21 protein-coding genes are annotated in these 20880 nt (G+C 65.9%); 9 read left to right on the top strand and 12 right to left on the bottom strand.

The window, feature by feature from the left end; genetic code table 11:
• Positions 1-42: 42 nt before the first annotated feature.
• From QW861_RS12650 to QW861_RS12640, 3 genes are all read right to left on the bottom strand, one after another.
• Positions 43-207, bottom strand: a complete 165-nt coding sequence (locus QW861_RS12650; RefSeq protein WP_315750340.1) for a hypothetical protein — start codon at positions 205-207, stop codon at positions 43-45.
• 92 nt (positions 208-299) lie between these two features.
• Complete coding sequence (locus tag QW861_RS12645; RefSeq protein ID WP_315750449.1) at positions 300-818, bottom strand: hypothetical protein; 519 nt, start codon at positions 816-818, stop codon at positions 300-302.
• A 276-nt stretch (positions 819-1094) separates the two neighbouring features.
• The gene (locus QW861_RS12640) at positions 1095-1499 is read right to left on the bottom strand and encodes a nuclear transport factor 2 family protein (RefSeq protein ID WP_315718215.1); all 405 of its coding nucleotides are present in this window, start codon (positions 1497-1499) and stop codon (positions 1095-1097) included.
• 125 nt (positions 1500-1624) lie between these two features.
• Here QW861_RS12640 and QW861_RS12635 point away from each other — a divergent pair, with 125 nt between their 5' ends.
• Positions 1625-3241 carry a flavin monoamine oxidase family protein gene (locus tag QW861_RS12635; RefSeq protein ID WP_316193106.1) on the top strand — a complete coding sequence of 539 codons (1617 nt, stop codon included), beginning with the start codon at positions 1625-1627 and terminating at the stop codon, positions 3239-3241.
• A 52-nt stretch (positions 3242-3293) separates the two neighbouring features.
• On the opposite strand, the gene QW861_RS12630 is transcribed toward QW861_RS12635, so the two are convergent.
• The gene (locus tag QW861_RS12630) at positions 3294-5036 is read right to left on the bottom strand and encodes a hypothetical protein (RefSeq protein WP_315750342.1); all 1743 of its coding nucleotides are present in this window, start codon (positions 5034-5036) and stop codon (positions 3294-3296) included.
• A gap of 582 nt (positions 5037-5618) precedes the next feature.
• Here QW861_RS12630 and QW861_RS12625 point away from each other — a divergent pair.
• The gene (locus tag QW861_RS12625; RefSeq protein WP_316193105.1) at positions 5619-6776 is read left to right on the top strand and encodes a PcfJ domain-containing protein; all 1158 of its coding nucleotides are present in this window, start codon (positions 5619-5621) and stop codon (positions 6774-6776) included.
• Between the two features lie 42 nt (positions 6777-6818).
• Here the strand turns inward: QW861_RS12625 and QW861_RS12620 are convergent, their stop codons facing one another.
• Positions 6819-8099 (bottom strand): gallate dioxygenase, encoded by a 1281-nt coding sequence (locus QW861_RS12620; protein WP_316193104.1) that lies wholly within the window; start codon positions 8097-8099, stop codon positions 6819-6821.
• A gap of 134 nt (positions 8100-8233) precedes the next feature.
• On the opposite strand from QW861_RS12620, the gene QW861_RS12615 reads away from it, so the two are divergent.
• Positions 8234-9154, top strand: a complete 921-nt coding sequence (locus QW861_RS12615) for a LysR family transcriptional regulator (RefSeq protein WP_315750345.1) — start codon at positions 8234-8236, stop codon at positions 9152-9154.
• A gap of 19 nt (positions 9155-9173) precedes the next feature.
• Here QW861_RS12615 and QW861_RS12610 read toward each other — a convergent pair whose 3' ends face one another.
• The 4 genes from QW861_RS12610 to QW861_RS12595 form a co-directional block, all read right to left on the bottom strand.
• Positions 9174-9545, bottom strand: coding sequence for a signal transduction histidine kinase (locus QW861_RS12610; protein ID WP_316192159.1), 372 nt, complete (start codon positions 9543-9545; stop codon positions 9174-9176).
• Positions 9536-10342, bottom strand: a complete 807-nt coding sequence (locus QW861_RS12605) for a sensor histidine kinase (protein WP_316192158.1) — start codon at positions 10340-10342, stop codon at positions 9536-9538. The genes QW861_RS12610 and QW861_RS12605 overlap by 10 nt, the downstream gene beginning before the upstream one ends.
• Positions 10343-10415: 73 nt before the next feature.
• A complete protein-coding gene (locus QW861_RS12600) occupies positions 10416-10814 on the bottom strand; it encodes a hypothetical protein (RefSeq protein ID WP_316192156.1) in 399 nt (132 codons plus the stop codon).
• Positions 10815-11083: 269 nt separating this feature from the next.
• Complete coding sequence (locus QW861_RS12595; RefSeq protein ID WP_316171619.1) at positions 11084-11392, bottom strand: hypothetical protein; 309 nt, start codon at positions 11390-11392, stop codon at positions 11084-11086.
• 267 nt (positions 11393-11659) lie between these two features.
• Here QW861_RS12595 and QW861_RS12590 point away from each other — a divergent pair, with 267 nt between their 5' ends.
• Positions 11660-12379 carry a class I SAM-dependent methyltransferase gene (locus QW861_RS12590; RefSeq protein WP_315718225.1) on the top strand — a complete coding sequence of 240 codons (720 nt, stop codon included), beginning with the start codon at positions 11660-11662 and terminating at the stop codon, positions 12377-12379.
• A gap of 39 nt (positions 12380-12418) precedes the next feature.
• On the opposite strand, the gene QW861_RS12585 is transcribed toward QW861_RS12590, so the two are convergent.
• Entirely contained in the window at positions 12419-12898 is a 480-nt protein-coding gene (locus QW861_RS12585; protein ID WP_315750348.1) for a VOC family protein, read from the bottom strand.
• 1095 nt (positions 12899-13993) lie between these two features.
• Here QW861_RS12585 and QW861_RS12580 point away from each other — a divergent pair.
• From QW861_RS12580 to QW861_RS12565, 4 genes are all read left to right on the top strand, one after another.
• Entirely contained in the window at positions 13994-14602 is a 609-nt protein-coding gene (locus tag QW861_RS12580) for a nuclear transport factor 2 family protein (protein WP_315750349.1), read from the top strand.
• 306 nt (positions 14603-14908) lie between these two features.
• On the top strand, positions 14909-15952 hold the full coding sequence (locus QW861_RS12575; protein ID WP_315750350.1) for an aromatic ring-hydroxylating dioxygenase subunit alpha: 1044 nt from the start codon (positions 14909-14911) through the stop codon (positions 15950-15952).
• Between the two features lie 6 nt (positions 15953-15958).
• A complete protein-coding gene (locus QW861_RS12570) occupies positions 15959-16714 on the top strand; it encodes a GntR family transcriptional regulator (protein ID WP_315718241.1) in 756 nt (251 codons plus the stop codon).
• 10 nt (positions 16715-16724) lie between these two features.
• Positions 16725-17705 carry a PDR/VanB family oxidoreductase gene (locus QW861_RS12565; RefSeq protein ID WP_315718243.1) on the top strand — a complete coding sequence of 327 codons (981 nt, stop codon included), beginning with the start codon at positions 16725-16727 and terminating at the stop codon, positions 17703-17705.
• Positions 17706-17717: 12 nt separating this feature from the next.
• Here the strand turns inward: QW861_RS12565 and QW861_RS12560 are convergent, their stop codons facing one another.
• The gene (locus QW861_RS12560) at positions 17718-18365 is read right to left on the bottom strand and encodes a hypothetical protein (protein WP_315750352.1); all 648 of its coding nucleotides are present in this window, start codon (positions 18363-18365) and stop codon (positions 17718-17720) included.
• A 139-nt stretch (positions 18366-18504) separates the two neighbouring features.
• Positions 18505-19539, bottom strand: a complete 1035-nt coding sequence (locus QW861_RS12555) for a cobalamin-independent methionine synthase II family protein (RefSeq protein ID WP_316193225.1) — start codon at positions 19537-19539, stop codon at positions 18505-18507.
• A 148-nt stretch (positions 19540-19687) separates the two neighbouring features.
• Here QW861_RS12555 and QW861_RS12550 point away from each other — a divergent pair, with 148 nt between their 5' ends.
• Complete coding sequence (locus tag QW861_RS12550; RefSeq protein ID WP_316193103.1) at positions 19688-20866, top strand: acetate/propionate family kinase; 1179 nt, start codon at positions 19688-19690, stop codon at positions 20864-20866.
• The last annotated feature ends 14 nt before the right edge of the window (positions 20867-20880 follow it).

Genomic DNA, 20880 nt, shown 5'->3' with positions numbered 1-20880 from the left:
GTCCAGCCCGCCGCCCCCGATTGCGCTCGGCGGCAGCGCCGGTCAGACGTGCGGCCCAAGCATGGCGATGTAGAACAAATCCTCGCTCGAGAGCCCGGCGGACCGCCGCGGAAGAACGGCCGCGTTTCGTCCGGTCGTCCTCTGCTCCGCCATGCGCTCGGAACGGAAGGTGCCGAGCCAGCCTCCAAACCACGAGACGTAGCGCATGAGATCCTCCGCAGCTGCTGTGGCCACTCGACTATCACGCGGCAGAATTGCGCGGACAAGGTCCGGTCATGCTGTCGCGCGACTTTGGCAAATCATGCTCGCTGCAACGCGTCGTCGGCAAATTCCTTTCCCGCCGCGTCCCGCTCGCACGCATCGGTTTCTCCACCGGATGCGTCAACGTCGCCATTCCGGCCCATCAGGTCGTCATGCCAATGGGTACGGAACGCCATCCAAGAGGCGTGATCCTGAAAGGCGACCTCGGCGAACCACTCGACCGTGACAGCGCCGCTCGGCCAATAGCGTTCCTGGTCGTGCCAGCACACCACCGGCCAGCGCGGATTGCGATAGGAGCGGCCGGTCTCGTCATGTAGCGACGGCCGGCCGAGGTGATCGATCAGCCACGCCATCACCTCGGGCAGGAACGTCGCGGCAAACGACACGCCGTGGCGGCCGAGCCGTTGCGGCATCCGCATGACGCGCTGATCGATGATGGCGAACGCCGGCGGCACGGCACCGACGTTGAACTGCCGAATCATCAGCAAGCGGAAGCCGCAGTCGCAGAGCTCGGCGGGAACGGCATGAATCGCGGTCGGCTGTAGCGGAGCCGTGATGTTCATTCCAGTGCTCCCCGCGCCTGGCCGAGCGTGAGGTCGATGGCGTGCTGCAACGCTGTGCGCGTCAGCACATCGCTGCGTTTTAGATAGGCGGTCAGAACGCGTGCCATCCCTGTCTCCCGTCGGCATCTGCACATTGCTGGTCGCAGCCGTCGCAGATCGCCTTGCGTGGAGACGGACATCCGGTCCGAATCCGACGCGACGAAAATCAACAATCTCCGACATTGCTGCCGGTCAGGGAGGACACATCAAGTTTCGTGCCAGATGCGGCGGTCAGTGGAGGCGATGGCCGTCGGCGTCGTCTTCCGGCGTTGCGAGCTGCGCGATCGGGCTGGATTGGTGGTGGATCATCCGCCAGGCGCCGTCGATGCGCGCGAAGTGATTGGCCGCGGCGAGCGCCGCGCCGTCCACCAGCTCGATGCAGAGCACGTGACCATGATCGCCGTCGACGATCGCGTGCGGATCCGCGCAGACGATGTTCGGCCGACCCGGGTTGGCGAGGATGTCGCGCCAGCTGCCGATCACGGCGGCGCGGCCGACGATCGCCGGCCAGCCGGGATGAATGCAGGAGATGCCGTCGCGATCGGCCCAGAGGGCGACGAGCGCCGCGAAATCACCGTCCGTGAAGGCGGCATAGAAGGCCGCATTGGCGGCCAGGATCTCGCGGTCATCGCTCATCGTGATGGCGTGAGCCAAGCCGGTGCGAAAATCAAGCAATGTTTGGAAACGCACATCCGCGCGCCTGCGAAAACTTGCAAGCTTTTTGCAGGACGCGGTCGCAACGCATCAGCCGAGGTCCTGCCATGCTCGAAACGGCCATTGTCGGAGGTGGATTGTGCGGAATGGCACTCGCGCGCAGCCTGCAGCAGCGCGGCAGCACGTTCGCTTTGTTCGAAGCCCGACATCGCCTGGGCGGACGGGTGCTGTCGGCCAGGAGCAAGGCGGGGCTTGCGCTTGACCTCGGCCCGACCTGGTTCTGGCCGGACACCCAGCCGCTGCTGACCGGCCTGATCGCGGAGCTCGGCCTGTCCGACTTTGCCCAGCACGATGACGGCACGGTTCTTCATCTGAAGGAGGCGGACAAGTCGGCCGAGCAGATCGGCGGGCCGCCGGTCCACCAGGGCGCGCGCCGGCTCTCCGGCGGCATGACGAAGCTGGTCGAGGCGCTGGCGCGTGATCTGCCGCAGCCCTTCATCCATCTCGGCCATGAGCTGATGCGCATCGTCGATTGCGGCACGCATGTACGGCTGATCTTTGCCACATCAACGGAATCGGTCGCGATCGAGGCCAAGCGCGCCGTGCTCGCGCTGCCGCCGCGGCTGCTGATCGATCACGTCGGCTTCTTTCCCGAACTGGACGACGCGACCTTCGATGCGATGCGCGGTGCCGAGACCTGGATGGCGGCGCAGGCCAAGGTCGTGATCGCCTACGACCAGGCGCATTGGCGCGACCAGGGCCGGTCCGGCAATGCGTTCGTCAGCCACGAGCAGGCCGTGATCGGCGAGATCTTCGACGCCTGCGATGCCGGCGGCGACCGTGCTGCGCTCGGCGGCTTCCTCGCCTTCTCGCCCGATCTGCGCGCGACCTTCAGTGTCGGGCTGCCGCTGCTGATGGACAGCCAGATGGTGCAGCTGTTCGGCTCCGCGCTGGAAGGCGGCGAGCAGCACTATCAGGACTGGGCGGCCGAGCGCTTCACCTGCAGCGCATTGGATCGCACCACGCCGCGCGGCGAGCACAGCGAGATCGCCAATCCGATGCTGCGGCGGGCGCTGTGGGAGGGGCGGTTGCATCTCGGTGGCGCCGAAACCGCAAGCCACGCGGCCGGCTATCTCGAAGGTGCCCTGAACGCCGCCAGGCGCATCGAGCGTGCGATGGCCCGGCGCATGGGCGAGACCGCCGGGCCGCGCCCGGCCGCGGCGATCGGCGACGGGATGTCGGGCAACGCAGCGAGTCTCGCCTGGTTCGGCGCCTGGGTCGCCGCGCAGCGTGATGCCGCGTTCGACGATTATCGGCAGCGGCTCAACCGCGGCCTCGCCGCGCAGCAGCGCGAGCAGCTGACCCAGCTCGCTCTTCTCGGGGCCACCGAGCAGGTGTTCGCTGCGGCGCTGCAGGTGCTGGACGCACTGACCTTCGACATGCGCGACGTCGCCGTCGAACGCGGTCGCTCCGCCCTGATGCCCGAGATCCAGAAGCCGTTTCGCGACGTCATGCAGTCGCTGCTCGACGACGCCGTCGCGTTCAACCGCACCTCCTGCGCGCTGTCGAACTTTCCGTTCGAGCACAAGCCGTCGAAGGATTATCTGCAGACGATCCTGCGCGACATCGCCGCCGCCTGGCAGGAGTTCTCGCTCGCCGCGAACCGTCTGCTGCTGGCGAAGGCGGAAGCGGCGATGCGCCCGCCGACGAGAGTGTCGTCGTGAGTCGGACGGCCGTGGAGCGGTGACCGATGTCCGGCGCGCGCCGTCGGCTATATCAGCCCCAGATGTGGTGCAGTGCGTGGTGGTGATGATCGACGACGGTCGAAGAATGCGCCGCTGCCGTGGTGTGGGTGGAGGTCGAGTTGTGGGCGGCGGCCGTCGTGTTGTTGTGGTGATGGTGCGAAGAGCCTTGAGTGGTCGTCTTGGTGGTCGTCGATGTCGTATTGCCGGTGGCGTTGGTCGCGGTCGTCGTCCCGGTCTTGGTCGTGGTTCCGCCGCTCGATGTCGCGGCCGTGGACGTGCTGGTACCGCCGGTGCCGTTTGCGATGTTCGGCGTGGCCGTGACCTTCGTCGTCCCCTGGGCGAGGCCGGCGACCGATGTCGCCTTGGAGACCGTCGTTGCCGATCCGACATAGGTCGCGCCGCCGATCGCGATGTTGTTGCCGCTGACGTCGTTCGCGTCGGCGACGAAGCCTTCGCCGGCAGCCGTCAGCATCGCGAGGTCCGAAGTGAGCGCCGCGCCGGTATCCCCGTTCAGGATGCCCTGCAGTCCTTTGATGGCGGTGGCGGAGTCCGCCTGCAGCGTGCCATTGTTGAGCTCGTTGTCGAAACGGCCCTGGAACACGGCGCCCTGGGCGGCATCGAAGCTGGCGCCGAAATTGTTGTAGTTCTCGATCTGCGTGATCAGCGCCTGGCTGGCCGTACCGCTGCCGTTCACGATCGCCATCAGTTGCGCGTTGATCGTGTTCGCCTCGGCGACGAAGGTGGCCCAGAAATTGGTTTGCGCCTGATTGTCTTGGAACCGCGTGACCGTGCCGGTGAGGCCGCCCGGATCCTCGGCGAAGCCGCCGGTGTGGCCCGGATTGCCGTTACCGCCGGCCGCGACGTTCAAAGCGGCGTCGTTCTGGACGATGTCGATGATGTCGAGCAGATTGTCCGCCGTGCCGCGCAGCGCGGTGGTGTTTCCGGTCGCGGCGGCGGCATCGTATTTCTCGAGCTGCAGCGTGACCTGATTCAGCACGGTCTGGAGATGAAGCGTCGTGGCGGCTGCCGCGTTGGTGGTTTCTCCGGCTTCGATCTGCGCGAGCATGGTCGCGTTGGCGAGGATGGCCGTGAGGCCCGATTGCACCGCCGTCAGGTCGTTGGTCACTTGGGTCAGATTGGTCGCGTTGATGCCGCCGGAGATGACGCTCACTGCGGCATTGAAGACCTCGCCGACCACCTTCAGGCTGGTGCCCGCCGTCGCGGCCGCGAGCGTGGTCGGATCGTCTGCGCCTGCCGGCAGGTTCTGGAACGCAACGTCGGTCGCGCCGGTATTGGCGGTGAAGGTGACGTTGTTGAGTGCCGCCGACAGATGCGCGTCGTTGTTGATCTCCGACAGGATCTCGGTCTGCAACGCGTGGATGGTCTGCGACGCCGCCGACAATGTCGTCGCATTCGTGGTCTGCGCGGCCGCGGTCAGCAGCGTGCCGAGCTGGGTCTGGACGTTGGTCAGCGCGGCGATGTCTGTGGAGTTCAGCGCAAACGTCTCGCCACCGATCGTCACGTCGTTCGGGTTGGCCAGGATGGCCGCGATATCGTTCTGCACCGCATGGATGTCAGTGGTGTAGTTCGACAGGAAGGTGTTCGAATTGCCGCTGCCTTGACTGCCGGAATAGAGGCCGAGCGAGATGCGAACGGCGTCGTCGAAGACGACGCCGGCTTGAACCAGATCGGTCGACAGATTGAGCGCACTCGCTCGCGTGAGCAGGTTGGACGTGCCGTTGGCGAGCGCAGTCGCATTGAAGTTGGTGGCCATTCGATCGTCTCCTCACACTTTACTGCTGTCGCGGCATGACAATCCTGGTCGGCAATGCATCTGCGTTCGCCTGTATCGCTTCGATGCAGGTCGTCGGGATGGTGCATGTCGTGACGTGAGGAGCTTTGTAGTTACACAATCGGGCCGTCGGCCGCTGCAAAGTCGTCATCGAACGGGCAGCGGGCCGGCTTTCCAGTCTGTTTGTTTCTGTCTGGCGGAGGAGAAATATTCGTTGGGCGCGTGCGACGTTCTGCCGCATGCCTGATTGGGCGCTGCATCCTGCTCGTCGGTGAATAGAATCATTTGCAACTAATAGCGCCGCGCTTCGTGATGATGCGCGGCTGAAAGAATATAGCGTTGGCGTGCCCCGCCGCTGATGCCTCGTGACATGCCTGCGCTGAAGAGCGGCGCGCGACGGCTTGCAATATCTGCAGTTCGGATGTATGAGCGTCGCCCGTTTCAATACCCAAAGCGTTCAACGCGAGAGGCCATCAGCCATGTCAAGTCCACTGTGCGCGACACGATCCGTGCCGACGCCCGCAGTGCGTTCGGCTGACAGTCACTCCATCATGTTGAACGACCATGGCACAGTCATTGATGGCGCGCCGGCGGGAGGCCGAGCGCGCGCGGGTTGAAGCCTATCAGCTGACGCTGCGCCGCGCGGTGCGGCCGACGCGTTCGCCGCCGGATCTGCACAATGCGATCCGCGAGGCGCGGCGCGGCTTCGAGGCTGACATCATTCGCGATCCAGAAGGCTGGAAGCCCCAGTTGAAGACGCGCGACGCCGCGCGGCTGCGGCTGGCGGCTGCGCGTCATCTGTTTGGCCGCTATTCGGTGGCCCAGCACCTGGAGCTGATCTGGATCGATGACGGCGGGCTCGGCCGCGACGAGACGATCCTGCGCAAGCGCTGGTACATCGCGGTCGCCGGCGGCGGCTCGCTGTACAAGGCAGGCGCCTCGGCTTGGCTGTCGCGCAAGGAGGTTCACGCCTTTCTCCATCCGCTCGGGCAGGTCGGCTTCGACGAGGCGATATGGCAGGCGATCGCGCGGTCCTACACGAGCGATCCGGCGATCGTGTTGCGGATCGCCCGGTCCAGGATTGCGCGGACGCCGCGCGGCGAGATCGCGTTCTGGCGCGAGGCGGCGCAGTTCTTCTGCGCACATCCGACGACGGGCGAGGAGATCGACGATCTCTGCGACTACATCGCGCATCGTCGCCGGCGCGAGCGCCAGTTCAGCCTCAAGGGCCGCTCGCTGGCCGCGCTGCGCCGGCTGATGAACGCATGGCATCGTGATCTCGCGGTGATCGCGCGCATCGAGGCGGCGCGCCGGCGGGCCGAGATCGCCCGTGGCCGCATGGCGGCACGGACCGCGGAGCCAGCGCATTGGCCGGGGGCCGCGCTGACGGACTGGTCATGGAGCCCGTCGAAGGGCTCGGCCACGCGCGACGCGTATGTCATCATGCAGTTGCGGACCGCCGAGGATCTCGTCGCGGAGTCCAGGGCGATGCATCACTGTGTCGCGAGCTACGCGGACAAGTGCATTGCCGGCCACGCCTCGATCTGGTCGCTGCGCTATCGTCACGCCGGCAAGACGCAGCGGCTGCTGACGATCGAGCTCAACCCGCGGCACCGCGCGGTTCAGATCCGCGGCTTCGCCAACCGCGTCGCTAACGCGGACGAGCGCAAGGTCCTGGAGCGCTGGGCCAAGGCGCGCGGGATCGAGCTGCCGCAGACATGAGCTGCGTCGCCCCTGCCGGGCGACGCAGCTCGTACGTCGGTATCAATGTCCGTCGATCGCGGCCGCCTTGGCGCCGCCGGCGACGGAGTAGCGCATCGGGACCTTGCGGGTCTTCAAAAAGGCTTCCAGCGTCTCGCCGCGGAAGGCTGCGTAGACCTCCGGGTTGGAGACGCCGATCACCGCCGCCATCTTCTCCAGCACGAAGAAGCTGACCCCCCGCCTGATCATCTCGATCCAGCGGCGGTTGCGGATCAGGTCGCGCTCCTCGTCCGTGAGACCGTGCTCGTCCGCCAGCGCGTCGAATTCCGCAACGAATCTCGCGCGATGCGCGGGGATCACGAGCCGGTGCAGGAAGTCGTTGATGCGGAAATTGGCCTGGCTGCGGCCATGGGTGAAGGGATAGGTGCCAGCCAGCGTCTCGGCGCCCGCGAGCTCATGTCCGATATGCGCGCGATAGGCCGCGACCTCCCGCGGGTCGGGCGCGCCGCCGAGATCGTCGAACACGAGGGTAGCGATGTTGGTCACCGACGGTGCGTAGGTCTGCCTGTGCACGAGCTTCACGTTCTCGGACAGCGCGCCGCGCATGATCAGCCACATGATCACCTCGGCGCCTTCCATGCCGCCCTTGATCGCATAGTCGGCGATCCGCATCGCAGTGAGCCGCTCCGGGTCCTTTTCCAGCAGATCGAGGAATTCGTTGTCCCAGTCCTCGTTGAGAAAGCCGGCGCGCTCGCCGTGAACCTGGTGCGACAGCCCGCCGGTGGCGAAGATCGCCACTTTCAGGTCTTCCGGATAGCTCTCGATCGCCTTGCGCAGGGTCTTGCCGAGCTTCCACATCCGCTTCGCATTGGGAATCGGCAGCTGCAGCACGCCGACCTGCAGCGGCACCACCATGCCCGGCCACGCGCCGCTGGCATCGCCCATCATCGACAGCGGCGACAGCAGGCCGTGATCGACCGGCTTGCCCTGGAAGAACGACATGTCGAACTCGTCCGCCATCATCGCCATCGCGATGTGCTGCGACAGGCCGAGATGGCCCTTCGCCGGCGGCACGTCGCGCGGTCCGCCGCCTTCGTCGGCGGCGACATAGCGGTCGTCAATGCCGAGCGCGAAGGCGGAGTAGTGATCGAAGAAGAACGAGGTGATGTGATCATTGTAGATCATGAACAGGACGTCGATGTCCTTCTGCTTCACCCAGTCGCGCACGACCGCGAAGCCGTCGAAGATCGGCTTCCAGGCCGGGTCGTTCTGCTTGTTGGTGTCGCGTGCGAAGCCGATGGTGGGCGAGTGCGATGCGCCGATGCCGCCGATGATCCGGGCCATGTGTCCCTCCGCGAATGGGCCGCCGCTGACTGTCACCCGCGGCCGCGCCGGGACGGACCATACGAAGTTTCCCCTGCTAGACAATCATGCTAACGTGCACGGATCGTTTCTCTCGATGAACGAGCGGCTCTCGGATGAAATGGCGGATCGAGGACATTCCTGTGTTCCATGCGGTGGTGGCGACCGGCGGCATGACCGGCGCCTCGCGGTCCCTGGGCATGCCGAAATCCTCGGTCAGCAAATCGGTCGCCCGGCTCGAGCAGGATCTCGGCATCCGGCTGTTCGACCGCAACTCGCGGCGCGTCCGGGTGACCCGCGAGGGCGAGCTGTTCTTCCAGCAATGTCAGAAGATCCTGGATCAGGTCTCGGAGGCCGACGCGGTCATGACCGGGCTGGTCGGCGTGCCCAGCGGCCGGCTCTCGGTGGCGCTGCCGCCGGCGTTCTGCGAGGAGATCCTGGCGCCGCAGCTCGCCGAATTCCACCGCCGCTATCCGCGCATCGAGCTCGATGTCGAGGCAACCACGCGCGCGATCGACATGCTGGCCGACCGCTTCGACATCGCGGTCGTGGTCGGCGTGCAGGAGAATTCCGAGCTGGCGCAGAAGGTGCTGATCGGCGGCCGCCTGATCTGGGTGACCAGCCCCGCCTATCTCGCCGCGCACGACATCGGCGAGGACGTCCGCGCGCTGGAGCGCCATCTCATGATCTGCGAGCGGCGCTATGGCGATCGCACCCTGATGATCAAGCAGCACGGCCATCTCGTCCGCTTCGACGTCGGTGCGCATGTCGCCCGCATCAACAATCCGCTGGCGGTGCGCCGGGCCGTCGCCCACGGCGCCGGCATTTCCTTTCTGCCGGAGCACTATTGCGTCGAGTTGCTCGGCGAGGGCCGGCTGGTCGAGATCGGCAGGGGGGTCGCGTTCGACACCCGCGCCGCCCAGCTGACCGCGATCTTTCCGAGCCGCAAGCTGATCTCCTCGCGCGCCCGCGCCTTCCTCGACTTCCTCGAGGAGATCTGCGCCGCGTCCGCGCACACCCTGATCGGTCAGACCTGAGGTGCGCCGTCCGCCTGTCTCACGCAAGCCGATGGAATGACGGCGCCAATGGCTCTCGCACCAGCTCGCTCAGATTGAGCGTTTCACCGCTGTCGGCGATATCCGAGAACAGCACCTCGATGAAGGGATGCTGCCGGTTGGATGCGGCGCCGCGCCGATATTTCCTGCTCACGATCCGCTCGATCGCAGCAAGGTTCAATTGTCCCAGCGCATTGTATTGGACACGAAACAGGCTCTGCCGGCTGCCCGTGTGCTCGATCGACTCGGCCCAGATGTCCATCACCTTGCGGCTGACGAAGGCCTCGACGCCGACGGCGCCATCTTGGGCGAGCAGGCGCAATCCGTCCATCGTATGCGGCTGCTCATCGACGCGAAATTGGCTCAGCGACATCGGAGATCCCTTTCTGTTGCGTGCATCGGCGGTCTCACGGGAGAGTCGAGAACGGCGATCGGCGCATCGAACGTGTAGGAGAGCCCTGACGGCGCATAGGTCAACTGAACCTCGCCGCCGAGCTGCACGCCGAGCGTTTCGATCAGCCGGGTTCCGAAGCTTCGGCTGGCGGGCTGTTGAACGACCGGGCCGTGTCTTTCGGTCCAGGCGAAGCGGACCCGGTGTTGGTCGACGGTCCAAAGCAGATCGACGCGTCCTTCCGGCACGGACAGCGCGCCGAACTTCAGGGCGTTCGTGCATAGCTCGTTGAGCGTCATCGCGAGGGCGATGACGGCATCCGGCGTCACCAGCACGTCGGGTCCGGTGATCGCAAAGCGTGAGTCGTCGGGCGTGTCGAACGCCTGGACGGACGTACGGATCACCGTGCGGAGGTCGCCGCTGGACAATTTCGCTTGCAGGAGGAGATCGTGTGCCCGTCCGAGGGCCAGGAGCCGCCCGGAGATGGCATGCTGTGCATCCTTGGTCGCCGGCACGTTGCGGAGGCTCTGGGAGACGATGGCGGTGACGGTCGCGAGCGTATTCTTGATGCGATGGTGCAGCTCCTCGAGAATGAGCTTTTGCAGCCTGCTCGCCGTCTCGCGTTCTCTCGCCTCGATTTCGGCCTGCTCGGACCGGGTCTTGGCATTGCTCTCGGCCTCGGAAAGCAGGCGCTTCAGCCCGATGATTTCCGTCAGCAGAAAGTCGGGGTCCACGACCGTGCCGTGAGGAGGCTCTGTGGTGAGGTTGATCTCGAGCATTGGCTGACATGTCCTTGCACCGGATGCCGCCCTCGGAGGGCACAATGGTACGCAGGAGCAGGCCGCCCCAGCGTCACTTCGTTCGCGAGCGGACATTTCCGTTGAAATGCCCGAGTATCTCGGCGGCGTTTGCGAGGATGGTCGCCTTCCTGATCGCGGCAGCGCGCTCGCCGCCTTGCTGCATCAGGCCCGCCGTCTCCAGCGCATTCTCCGCCCTGGTGGCGAGCGTCGCGTGCAGCGATGACCGCTCTCGCTTGGCCGGCTCGGACGGCTTGTCGGGGTGACCTGGCGCAAGCGCCCCACTGCGAACGGCGGCCACCGGATCAGAATCGCGGCGACGATCGGCAGCCCAAAGAATGGCGGCGCCAGGAGCGGTCGCACCAACCACGCGCGCACCGGACGTGGTGGTATTCGAAGAGGTGTTCGAAGTTTTCGACATGCTGTCCGCCTTCTGGTTGCGGCGGGAGCGCATGGCTCTCAGTCACCGATGGCAGCCGGGGGACGCGCGGTGATCATCAACATATGGTGTGTGCGCGCGCAATAGCGAGGTCCAGCCGAAATTATTTGCCGTGAGGATCCGGTCGCCGCCATCGCCTGAAGCGAGAGCGAGTCTGGCCCTGCGGCTCATCCGACGTTCGTAGCATCGTTGCATCGACATGCGAACGTCGGACGCTTGGCTCATTTGTAGATCATGTGCAGTCCTGATCACGATGCCTTGGCATGAGTCAGACGTCGGACGTGTTATCGGCCGATTCCGACGCTCACGCCGGGCGCGTGGATGCCGATGCCGCCACGATCTTCATAGTCACGTCCTTCATAGCCACGCCGCTCGTGCCGGCCATAGCCGTAGGCGCCGCGGTCTTCGCGGATGATGACACGGCGTTCGCGGCCTTGGCGCCAGCAGCGGCCGTTCTCGTTGCAGACCATGCGAACCTGCTGGATGCTGCTCTCCGGGAGGACCGATATGCCGGCCGTGAGCGGGGCAGCGGAGGCGGCTGCGGCCATCAATGTGCTCGCGGCGGCTGCGAGCGTGATCGTAAGAATCTTCATGGTCATGACATGACTCCGGGTGCGGGGATTGCGTCATGGAACCAATCTGCTGGCAATCCCATGGTTCCCCGGCGGTGGCATTTGTTTTGGCGTCGAACGGCTGCCTGTGCGGCGCTGTGGCGACATCGGACAGGACGCTGTTGGTCTCGAGCGGCACACGGACGGGCATGCCCGTCAGGTAACGACCCGCGCCGCTGATGACTTGGGCGAGGAAGCAGTTTAAGAAGCGCGGCTCTTGAATCCGCAGGGTCGGGCGAGGAGGCCGCGATGAATTTGCGCGAGCAGTGGGAAGCAGAGGCCGGCCGGTGGCTCGCCTGGGCGAGAGCGCCGGGTCACGACAGCTTCTGGCGCCACCATCGCGAGCAATTCAGCCGCTTGCTGCCGCCGCCCGGTGCGCTCACGCTCGACATCGGCTGCGGCGAGGGCAGGCTGTCGCGACATCTCGCCTCCGAAGGGCACAGAGTGGTCGGCGTCGATGCATCGCCGTCGTTGATCGCCGCGGCCCGGGCGGCCGATCCCACGATCGGCGTCGTGCGTGCGGACGCGGCCGCGCTGCCGCTGGCCGATGCATGCGCGGATCTCGCGATCGCCTTCATGTCGCTGCAGGACGTTGACGCGATGCCGGCCGCGGTGCGCGAGCTTGCGCGGGTTCTCAGGCGCGGCGGCCGCTTCTGCATGGCGATCGTCCACCCGCTCAACTCGGCCGGGCGGTTCGCGAGCCTGGCATCGGATGCGCCCTTCGTCATCCAGGGCAGCTATCTGGACTCCTACACCTTCAGCGACGCAATCGAGCGCGACGGGCTCAGCATGACCTTCCACAGCGCGCATCGCCCGCTGCAGAGCTATTTCGAAGCGCTGGAAGCGGAGGGATTCCTGATCGAGGCGCTGCGCGAGCCGTCCATTCCCGAAGCGATTATCACCCGCGACAGCAGCCGGCGCTGGCTGCGCGTGCCGCTATTCCTGCATCTGCGGTGCCTGCGCCCGTGACGCCGGAGCGCGGCGATGCTGCGCTCCGGCTGGCGAGGGTCATCCCCGCCGCGCTGCCTCGATGGCGGCGACGTCGATCTTCTTCATCGTCATCATCGCGGCAAACACGCGCTTGGCCTCGGCTCCGCCGGCTGCCATCGCGTCGGTGAGCGCGCGCGGCGTGATCTGCCAGGAGATGCCCCATTTGTCCTTGCACCAGCCGCATTGGCTTTCCTGGCCGCCATTGCCGACAATGGCACTCCAATAGCGGTCCGTCTCCGCTTGATCGTCGGTGGCGATCTGGAACGAGAAGGATTCGTTGTGGGTGAACGCAGGTCCGCCATTGAGGCCGAGACAGGGGATGCCACACACCGTGAATTGCACCGTCAGCACGTCGCCGGCCTTGCCGGACGGATAGTCGCCCGGCGCGCGGTGCACGGAGGCCACGTGACTGTCGGGAAACACCTCGGCATAGAACCGCGCGGCCGCCTCGGCGTCCTTGTCGAACCACAGGCAGATCGTGTTTTTGTGCTGTGCCATTGCAGGGCTCCCTTGCGTTCAGAGTACAGGCCGCGCTTCATCGCCTGATGGGCGGCCGTTTTGGACATGCTCGAGCCAGCCGATCTCGATCTGGCTGATCCAAGGACGGTCCGGAACGTCGCAATCCGACACCTCGATCGGAGATTCCATCAAGTTTTTTCGCGGGTGGTCCATCACCGTTTAGGGGGAAGTTTCACGTTGCCGCATCAATGAGGTCGATGCGGCGTAGTTGCTGAGCGCGGCGGCGCGGTCCGGTGTGCCGATACGCGGCGACAAGGATGCCGGTGAGGTCGTCTGTCGGACACCTTGGTCCCGAGGCGAAAAGATTTCACTTGCTGTTTTTCAGAAATCATGTTTATCTCCACCCATCCCGCCTCGAGCAGAGGGACGTACGCGTCGTCACGAACGTGGAGGCGGGCTGCGATGGACGTGACGGCTGCGCCTGACGAGCGCGGGCGTTACGGACGGCGAAGTCGTGTGGTCCTGGCCTCTCGACGCTGAGGTCTGCGCAACGCGCCAAAGGCGCGTTGTCGCAAAATGGGGGCAAGAGAGCCGATCCCCAGGGAGAGCACGAAGGACACCGTTAAAACCGTTGCGCGGGGAAGGCCGGGTCTGTCCGGCTGTACCTGTGGTACCTGCCGCCTGCATTCTTTTGAGCAGGCGGGCCACGGGCCTCAGCCGAGGTCCGGCCTTCCTCGCGCCCTCTCGTTGTTCAGAGGGACACGAATGCTGCATCACCCGGGCACGACGTGCCGCGGGATGAAAGATGCTTATCAGTTCGCCTCCGTGATGAGGTCGAAGGTGTCGACATCTACTCAACTGTCGTCCCGGACAAGCGCGCGACGCGCGCGCCGATCCGGGATCCATAACCCCAGGGAGATGTGCGAGGCACGATGGTCGACCATTCTCGCCCAGCCACATCCGCCGCGGCGTATGGATCCCGGGTCGGCGTCCGCCAACGCTCCGCGTTGTCGGACTTGCCCGGGACGACATCGAATGCTTGGCGCGTTTTGGACTTCATCACCAGCAATGTGAGTTTTGCAGCGCTGCTCCGATCCATGTATTCAGCAGCCGCGCAACACGGAGGAAATGCACATGACCAAGACCGCCACCGAGATCGAGGACGACCGTCAGATCCGCGAACTGTTGCAGAACTGGGCGATCTGGCGCGATGCCGGTGATTGGGAGCGTTTCCGCACGGTGTGGCATCCGGATGGGCGGATGATGGCGACGTGGACGCAGGGCACCGGTGACGAGTTCATCGAGATCAGCAAGGCGGCCTGGGCCAAGGGTGTCAACATCCTGCACTTTCTCGGCGGCATCTCGGTCGATCTCGCCGGCCATCGCGCGATCTCCCAGACCAAGATGACGATCTCACAGCGGGCCGAGGTCGAAGGCGTCGTGTGCGACGTGCTCTGCACCGGCCGCTTCTACGACTTCCTCGAGAAGCGCGCGGGCAAATGGGGCATCGTGCTGCGCCAGCCGATCTACGAGAAGGATCGCATGGACCCGGTGACGCCGGGCGCGGTGCCGGCGCTGGATCGCGCGCTGCTGGAGCAATTTCCCGTGGGGTATCGGCATCTCGCCTATCTGCAGACGCGCATCGGCTACACGGTGAAGCGCGACATGCCCGGGCTGAAGGGGCCGGAGGTCGAAGCGCTCTATGCGCGCGGCGCCGCGTGGCTGCGGGGCGAGGGGCTGTGATCATCGGCCCCTGCGTCGCCGGTGCCGCGCTCCGAACGGAACAGCTCTCGCCGAGGGGGCTGATCCGGCGGATCTCTGGGGCCGTTACCGAGCGGGTGAGTCTTTTCGGAGTGCCTAGCGGAATCAGCGCAAGTGCTTGAATCAGAAGGGATTGTCTGTCAGCCTTGTTCCTTGGAGCGGAACCGTCGTGCGGCTATTGTATACAGGATTGGCGGTTTTCCGCCGGGAGAAGGCGGAACTTGCGCCTCCTCCCTCGTTTGATGTATACAATGACCAGCTAGAAGTATACCGCCACGAGGACACGCCATGGCCGCTTCTTTTCCGATGAATGCCTGGTACGCCGCGGCCTGGGACGCCGAGGTCAAGCAGGCCCTGCTGCCGCGGACGATCTGCGGCAAGCACGTCGTGATGTTCCGCAAGGCCGACGGCACCATCGCCGCGCTCGAAGATGCCTGCTGGCACCGGCTGGTGCCGCTGTCCAAGGGCCGGCTGGAAGGCGACACCGTCGTTTGCGGCTATCACGGCTTGAAATTCAGCCCGCAGGGCCGCTGCACCTTCATGCCGTCGCAGGAGACCATCAACCCCTCGGCCTGCGTACGTGCCTATCCGGCGGTCGAGCGGCATCGGTTCATCTGGCTGTGGATGGGCGATCCGGCGCTGGCCGATCCGGCTGCCATTCCCGACATGCACTGGAATCACGATCCGGCCTGGGCCGGCGATGGCAAGACCATCCACGTCAAATGCGACTACCGGCTGGTGGTCGACAATCTGATGGACCTCACGCACGAGACCTTCGTGCACGGCTCGTCGATCGGCAACGACGCGGTGGCGGAAGCGCCGTTCGACGTCACCCATGGCGAGCGCACCGCGACCGTGACGCGCTGGATGCGCGGCATCGAGCCGCCGCCGTTCTGGGCGAAGCAGCTCGGCAAGCCCGGTCTGGTGGACCGCTGGCAGATCATCCGCTTCGAAGCGCCGTGCACGGTGACGATCGACGTCGGCGTCGCACCGGCCGGCACGGGCGCGCCGGAGGGCGACCGCTCGCAGGGCGTCAACGGCATGGTGCTCAACACCATCACGCCGGAGACCGACAAGACCTGCCACTATTTCTGGGCGTTCGCCCGCAACTACCAGCTCCCCGAGCAGCGGCTGACGACGGAGATCCGCGAGGGCGTGTCGGGCATCTTCCGCGAAGACGAGCTGATCCTGGAAGCGCAGCAGCGCGCGATGGACGAGAATCCGGGACGCGTGTTCTACAACCTCAACATCGATGCAGGCGCAATGTGGGCACGGCGGATCATCGATCGGATGATCGCGCGCGAAACGCCGCTGCGTGAAGCCGCGGAGTAGAATGGAATGGCCGAGCGTGACAGCGAGCGTTCGATCTCGCAGACCGTACGTGCGCAGCTCACCTTGCGCGACCTGATCCTCACCGGCGGCTTGCGCCCCGGCGAGCGCATCTCCGAGCTGCAGGCGGTGGAGGCCGCCGGCGTCTCGCGCACGCCGGTGCGCATGGCGTTGGTGCGGCTCGAGGAGGAGGGGCTGCTGGAGGCCATTCCGTCCGGCGGCTTCATGGTGAAATCGTTCTCCGAGCGCGACGTGCTCGACTCCATCGAGGTGCGCGGCACGATGGAAGGACTGGCGGCGCGGCTCGCCGCCGAGCGCGGCGTGTCCGTGCGCGACACCGAGCCGATGCGCGAGTGCCTCGCCCAGATCGACGAGCTGATCGCGCCGGCCGAGCTCTCGTTCGACGCGTTCTCGGCCTATGTGGCGCTGAACGCGCGCTTTCATGCCCTGCTGGCCGAACTGTCGCGCAGCCCGCCGGTGATCCGCCAGGTCGACCGCGCCAGCGCGCTGCCGTTCGCCTCGCCGAGCGGCTTCGTGATGGCGCAATCGGCGCTGCCGGAGGCGCGTCACATCCTGGTGGTCGCGCAGGAGCATCACCGCATCGTCATCGATGCGATCGAGAACCGCGAGGGCGCCCGCGCCGAGAGCATCATGCGCGAGCATGCCCGGCTGGCGGCCCGCAACCTGCGGCTCGCCGTGAAGGCGCGTGGTCCGATGGACCTGGTGCCCGCGGCGGTGCTGATCAAGACGCAGATCAACGGCTGAGGAGGCGATCATGCGTTTCCAGGACAATTGGTCGCCTGCGACCCTGGTCTCGACACGCGACCTTGCGCCGGGCATCCGCGAATTCATCCTGCGGCCCGACGGCTACGTCTGCGCGCCCTATCCGGTCGGCAGCCACATCAAGGTCGGCGTCCTCGCCGCCGGCCAGCCCGATGTCCGCTCCTATTCGCTGGTCGGCGAGGCGGACCCGCGTGGCTACCGGATCGCCGTGCGCTTCGCCGAGGATTCCCGCGGCGGGTCGCGCTATCTGTGGTCGCTGCAGCCCGGCGCCCGGCTGGATGTGGCGAGCCCGACCTCGCTGCTGCAGGTCGATTGGCAGCGTCCGCATTATTGTCTGGTCGCCGGCGGCATCGGCATCACGCCGCTGGTCGGAGCAGCGCACGCGCTGCTGCGCAAGACGCCGAACGTCTCGCTGCACTATGCGGTGCGATCGCGCGGTGATGCGGCCTATGTCGATGAGCTCGCGGCGCTGCTCGGCGACCGTCTCACGGTGTATGCCGCGGACCAGTCGCAGCGGCTTGACCTGTCCGATCTTTTTTCGAGTCTGCCGTCCGGAGCAGCCGTGCTGTTCTGCGGACCGATGCGGATGCTGGATGCCGCGCGCAGCGCGTGGGCGGCGTGCGGCCGCGTGCCGGCCGATCTCAGCTATGAAACGTTCGGATCGAGCGGCCGGCTGTCGACCGAGCCGTTCAAGGTCCGGCTGCGCGACAGCGGCGAGGAGATCGTTGTGCCGCGCGACCGCTCGATGCTCGACGTGCTGAATGCCGCCGGCCACGAGGTCATGGCGGATTGCCGGCGCGGCGAGTGCGGCGTCTGCGCGGTCGACGTGGTCGAAGTCGAGGGCGAGATCGATCATCGCGACGTGTTCTTCAGCGCCGAGCAGAAGCACGACAGCCGCAAGCTCTGCGCCTGCGTTTCCCGCGCCCACGGCGTGGTCACGATCGACACGCTGGAACGGGCCGACGCGCTGTGAGTGCGCTGCCGGCTACTTGTCGGCGAGGCTGACCGGCGTCGCCGACGGCGGCTTGCCTGAGGACTTCCGGCCGCTCTGCTGCGCTGCGACGGCGGCGCGTGCGGCCTTCAGACGTGCATCGGTCTCCTTGTCGGCCAACAGCGCGTCGGTGAGGTTCGCTTCGGCGGTGTACGCCGCCTCGGCCGCGGCCTTGGCCGCCGCGATGTTGGCTGCGGTGGGATTGGCCTTCGCCAGCGCCTCCGCCACGTCGCGGTCGGAAATGGCCTTCTCGTTGGCCGCCAGCGCCGCATCGAGATTGGCGTCGGCGACCGTCTCGGCAGCATCGGCAGCCGCCAACGTCGCCGCGGCGGGACTGAGCGGCGGTCGGGGGCGCAATGGTTTCGCTACCGCCTGCGGCTTGACGGCCTGAGCCTGGGGCGGGAGCGCGGGCCGAGAGGATGGTGGCAGTGCCGTTGGCTGCTGGATGGGAGGCGGCTGGAGCGATGGCATGGTCGGTACGAGCCCGATCGGCACCATCCGCGCAAACGAGCTGCGCGCGTCGCGCATCAGGCCGCCCATGATGTCGTCGAGCGGGTCGGCCATCGCGGTCCCGCTCGCCGCTGCGCCAGCAAGCATGCCGATCGCGGCGGCGACGTTCCTCGACGTGATGCAGACGGCCATCGGAGCCTCCCTCGCGACGAAATCGGGCCAGCCGACCCCCGGCGCTCACCGCCTGCCTTATTCCGGAAATGGGTTTGCAGGGTGGCGCCATCGTGGAGCGGTCGCGCCTGACATGCGCCGCATCTGCCACATTGGGCTTTCAGGCGAGCTCCTCGCGCACCCGCGCCGCCGCCGCGCACATCGCCTTCAATTTCCCGAAAGCGGTCGCACGCGGCAGATATTTCATGCCACAGTCCGGCGCCACGACCAGCCGCTCCGGCGCCACCACTTTGAGGCCGTTGCGGATGCGCTCGGCGACGACCGCGACCGGCTCGACCTCGGGATTGCCGAGATCGAGGACGCCTAGCACGATGGTCTTGGTCGAGAGATCCCTGAGAACGCCGAGGTCGAGCCGCGGCTGCGCCGCCTCGATAGCGATCTGCGCGGCGTGGCAATCGGCAAGCTCGGCCAGGAACGCATATCCGCTCGGTTTGCTGGAGCCCGGCACGATGGCGGCATAACCGAAGCAGACGTGAACGATGGTGGGCACCGTAATATGATCCAGAGCCCGGTTGATCGCTTTGACGGCATAGCGCCGCGCCGCCTGCGGATTGTTGCGGACCCAGGGCTCGTCGAGCTGGATGACGTCGGCGCCGGCGCGTTGCAGGTCGCGGGCCTCGGCATTGACGACCTCGGCGAAAGCCATGGCGAGTGCCTCGTCGTCGCCGTAGAAATCGTCCTGGGCCTGCTGGCTCAATGTGAACGGCCCGGGCAGCGTGATCTTGGCGGCACGCTTGGTGTTACGGCGGAGGAACTCCATGTCGCGCAGCTCGACCGGGTGCGTCCGCGTGATCGGACCGGCGACGCGCGGCACTGGCGTCTTGATCCCGGACGGCGAGATGATGATGGCGGGATTGTCGGCATCGACGCCGTCGAGCGCGGTCGCGAACCGATTGGAGTAGCTTTCGCGCCGGATCTCGCCATCCGATACGATGTCGATCCCCGCCTGTTCCATGTCGTGGATCGCGACGATGGTCGCATCGTCCTGAGCGTCGTCGAGCAGCGGCCGGGGAATGCGCCACATGCCCTGCATGCGAATGCGGGGAACGGACTTCGAGAGCATTGCGCGATCAACCAGCCAATCCGGCTGCGGGTAGCTTCCGACCACGGTGGTCGGCAGGAGATGTCGAGGCATATTCACGCAGTGGCCCTCCCGCGGGTCCGACGGTCATCTCGGCGCCAGAATACAACCTAGCGTTTTGTTCGTCTTCGGATCGTCATGGAAATAATTCGTATTTTCTGCAGTTTATCAGTTCATCATTCGTCACGAGGCGGCATCACCGATGCAACACATCCTGATCCTCAACTCCGGCTCATCCTCGATCAAGTTCGCCTTGTTCGAGGAAGATGCCGACCTTGTGGAGACCGTGTATGGCCAGATCGAAGGGCTTGGCAGTGCCGCGCCGCATCTCGAAGCGAAGCTGAGGGGCGCTCCGCTGGCCGATGAACGCCTCGATGCAGCGAGCGCCACCGATCACGAGGCGGCTCTCGGCGTCGTGCTCGAGGTACTGCAGCGCGCCATCGGGCGCACCGAAGTCGACGCCGTCGGTCATCGCGTCGTTCATGGCGGGCTCGCTTTCACGCAGCCGATCGTCGTCAATGACGATGTTCTGAATGACCTGCAGAAGCTCATTCCGCTGGCGCCGTTGCACCAGCCTCACAATCTCTCCGGTGTCCGCGCCGCCCATCGCGCCTTTCCTGGCGCCGTGCAGGTCGCATGTTTCGACACGGCGTTCCATCGTTCGCACCCCTGGGTCAATGATACCTATGCCTTGCCGCGTGAGTTCTACGACCAAGGCATCCGCCGCTACGGCTTTCACGGCCTATCCTATGAATACGTCGTTTCGCGATTGAAGGAGATCGCTCCGCTCGACGAGAAGGGCCGGGTGGTCGTGATGCATCTCGGCAACGGCGCCTCGATGTGTGCGATCCGGGATGGACAAAGCATCGGTTCGTCGATGGGCTTCACGGCACTCGACGGCCTGCCGATGGGCACGCGCTGCGGTCAGCTCGATCCTGGCGTCGTTCTCTATCTGCTTCAGGAGAAGCGCATGACGGCTGCGGCGGTCACCGATCTCCTCTACAATCATTCGGGCCTGAAGGGATTGTCGGGATTGTCGCAGGACATGCGCGAATTGGAGGCCGCCGGCACGCCGGAGGCGCGGCAGGCGATCGACTACTTCGTCGACCGCATCAGGCGCGAGCTCGGCGCCATGGCCGCGGTCCTCTCGGGCATCGACGCGGTCGTGTTCTGCGGCGGTATCGGCGAGCATGCATGGCACATTCGCCAGCGCGTCTGCCAAGGCTTCGAATGGCTCGGGATCGCGCTGGACGAGGACCGCAATCGTGCGAACCATTCGTTGATATCTTCGGATCGATCGCAGGTGCGCGTGCGCGTGGTCCACACCAATGAGGAAATGATGATCGCGCGGCACGCCGCGCGCCTGTTGAGGCCGCAATGACTGAGATGGCCGAC

This window comes from Bradyrhizobium sp. SZCCHNRI1029 (genome assembly GCF_032487555.1).
GTDB lineage: Bacteria > Pseudomonadota > Alphaproteobacteria > Rhizobiales > Xanthobacteraceae > Bradyrhizobium.
The sequence above is the reverse complement of the archived record's forward strand: the minus strand, read 5'-3'. Positions and strand labels throughout refer to the sequence as shown.

Coding starts and splice junctions, on each gene's coding strand:
- QW861_RS12630 (WP_315750342.1), bottom strand. CDS start 5,036: ATGGCCACCAACTTCAATGCGACTGCGCTCGCCAACGGCACGTCCAAC.
- QW861_RS12585 (WP_315750348.1), bottom strand. CDS start 12,898: ATGGCACAGCACAAAAACACGATCTGCCTGTGGTTCGACAAGGACGCC.
- QW861_RS12575 (WP_315750350.1), top strand. CDS start 14,909: ATGGCCGCTTCTTTTCCGATGAATGCCTGGTACGCCGCGGCCTGGGAC.
- QW861_RS12595 (WP_316171619.1), bottom strand. CDS start 11,392: ATGAAGATTCTTACGATCACGCTCGCAGCCGCCGCGAGCACATTGATG.
- QW861_RS12635 (WP_316193106.1), top strand. CDS start 1,625: ATGCTCGAAACGGCCATTGTCGGAGGTGGATTGTGCGGAATGGCACTC.
- QW861_RS12560 (WP_315750352.1), bottom strand. CDS start 18,365: ATGGCCGTCTGCATCACGTCGAGGAACGTCGCCGCCGCGATCGGCATG.
- QW861_RS12650 (WP_315750340.1), bottom strand. CDS start 207: ATGCGCTACGTCTCGTGGTTTGGAGGCTGGCTCGGCACCTTCCGTTCC.
- QW861_RS12610 (WP_316192159.1), bottom strand. CDS start 9,545: ATGTCGCTGAGCCAATTTCGCGTCGATGAGCAGCCGCATACGATGGAC.
- QW861_RS12620 (WP_316193104.1), bottom strand. CDS start 8,099: ATGGCCCGGATCATCGGCGGCATCGGCGCATCGCACTCGCCCACCATC.
- QW861_RS12570 (WP_315718241.1), top strand. CDS start 15,959: ATGGCCGAGCGTGACAGCGAGCGTTCGATCTCGCAGACCGTACGTGCG.
- QW861_RS12555 (WP_316193225.1), bottom strand. CDS start 19,539: ATGCCTCGACATCTCCTGCCGACCACCGTGGTCGGAAGCTACCCGCAG.
- QW861_RS12580 (WP_315750349.1), top strand. CDS start 13,994: ATGACCAAGACCGCCACCGAGATCGAGGACGACCGTCAGATCCGCGAA.
- QW861_RS12615 (WP_315750345.1), top strand. CDS start 8,234: ATGAAATGGCGGATCGAGGACATTCCTGTGTTCCATGCGGTGGTGGCG.
- QW861_RS12565 (WP_315718243.1), top strand. CDS start 16,725: ATGCGTTTCCAGGACAATTGGTCGCCTGCGACCCTGGTCTCGACACGC.
- QW861_RS12640 (WP_315718215.1), bottom strand. CDS start 1,499: ATGAGCGATGACCGCGAGATCCTGGCCGCCAATGCGGCCTTCTATGCC.
- QW861_RS12625 (WP_316193105.1), top strand. CDS start 5,619: ATGGCACAGTCATTGATGGCGCGCCGGCGGGAGGCCGAGCGCGCGCGG.
- QW861_RS12550 (WP_316193103.1), top strand. CDS start 19,688: ATGCAACACATCCTGATCCTCAACTCCGGCTCATCCTCGATCAAGTTC.
- QW861_RS12590 (WP_315718225.1), top strand. CDS start 11,660: ATGAATTTGCGCGAGCAGTGGGAAGCAGAGGCCGGCCGGTGGCTCGCC.
- QW861_RS12600 (WP_316192156.1), bottom strand. CDS start 10,814: ATGCGCTCCCGCCGCAACCAGAAGGCGGACAGCATGTCGAAAACTTCG.
- QW861_RS12605 (WP_316192158.1), bottom strand. CDS start 10,342: ATGCTCGAGATCAACCTCACCACAGAGCCTCCTCACGGCACGGTCGTG.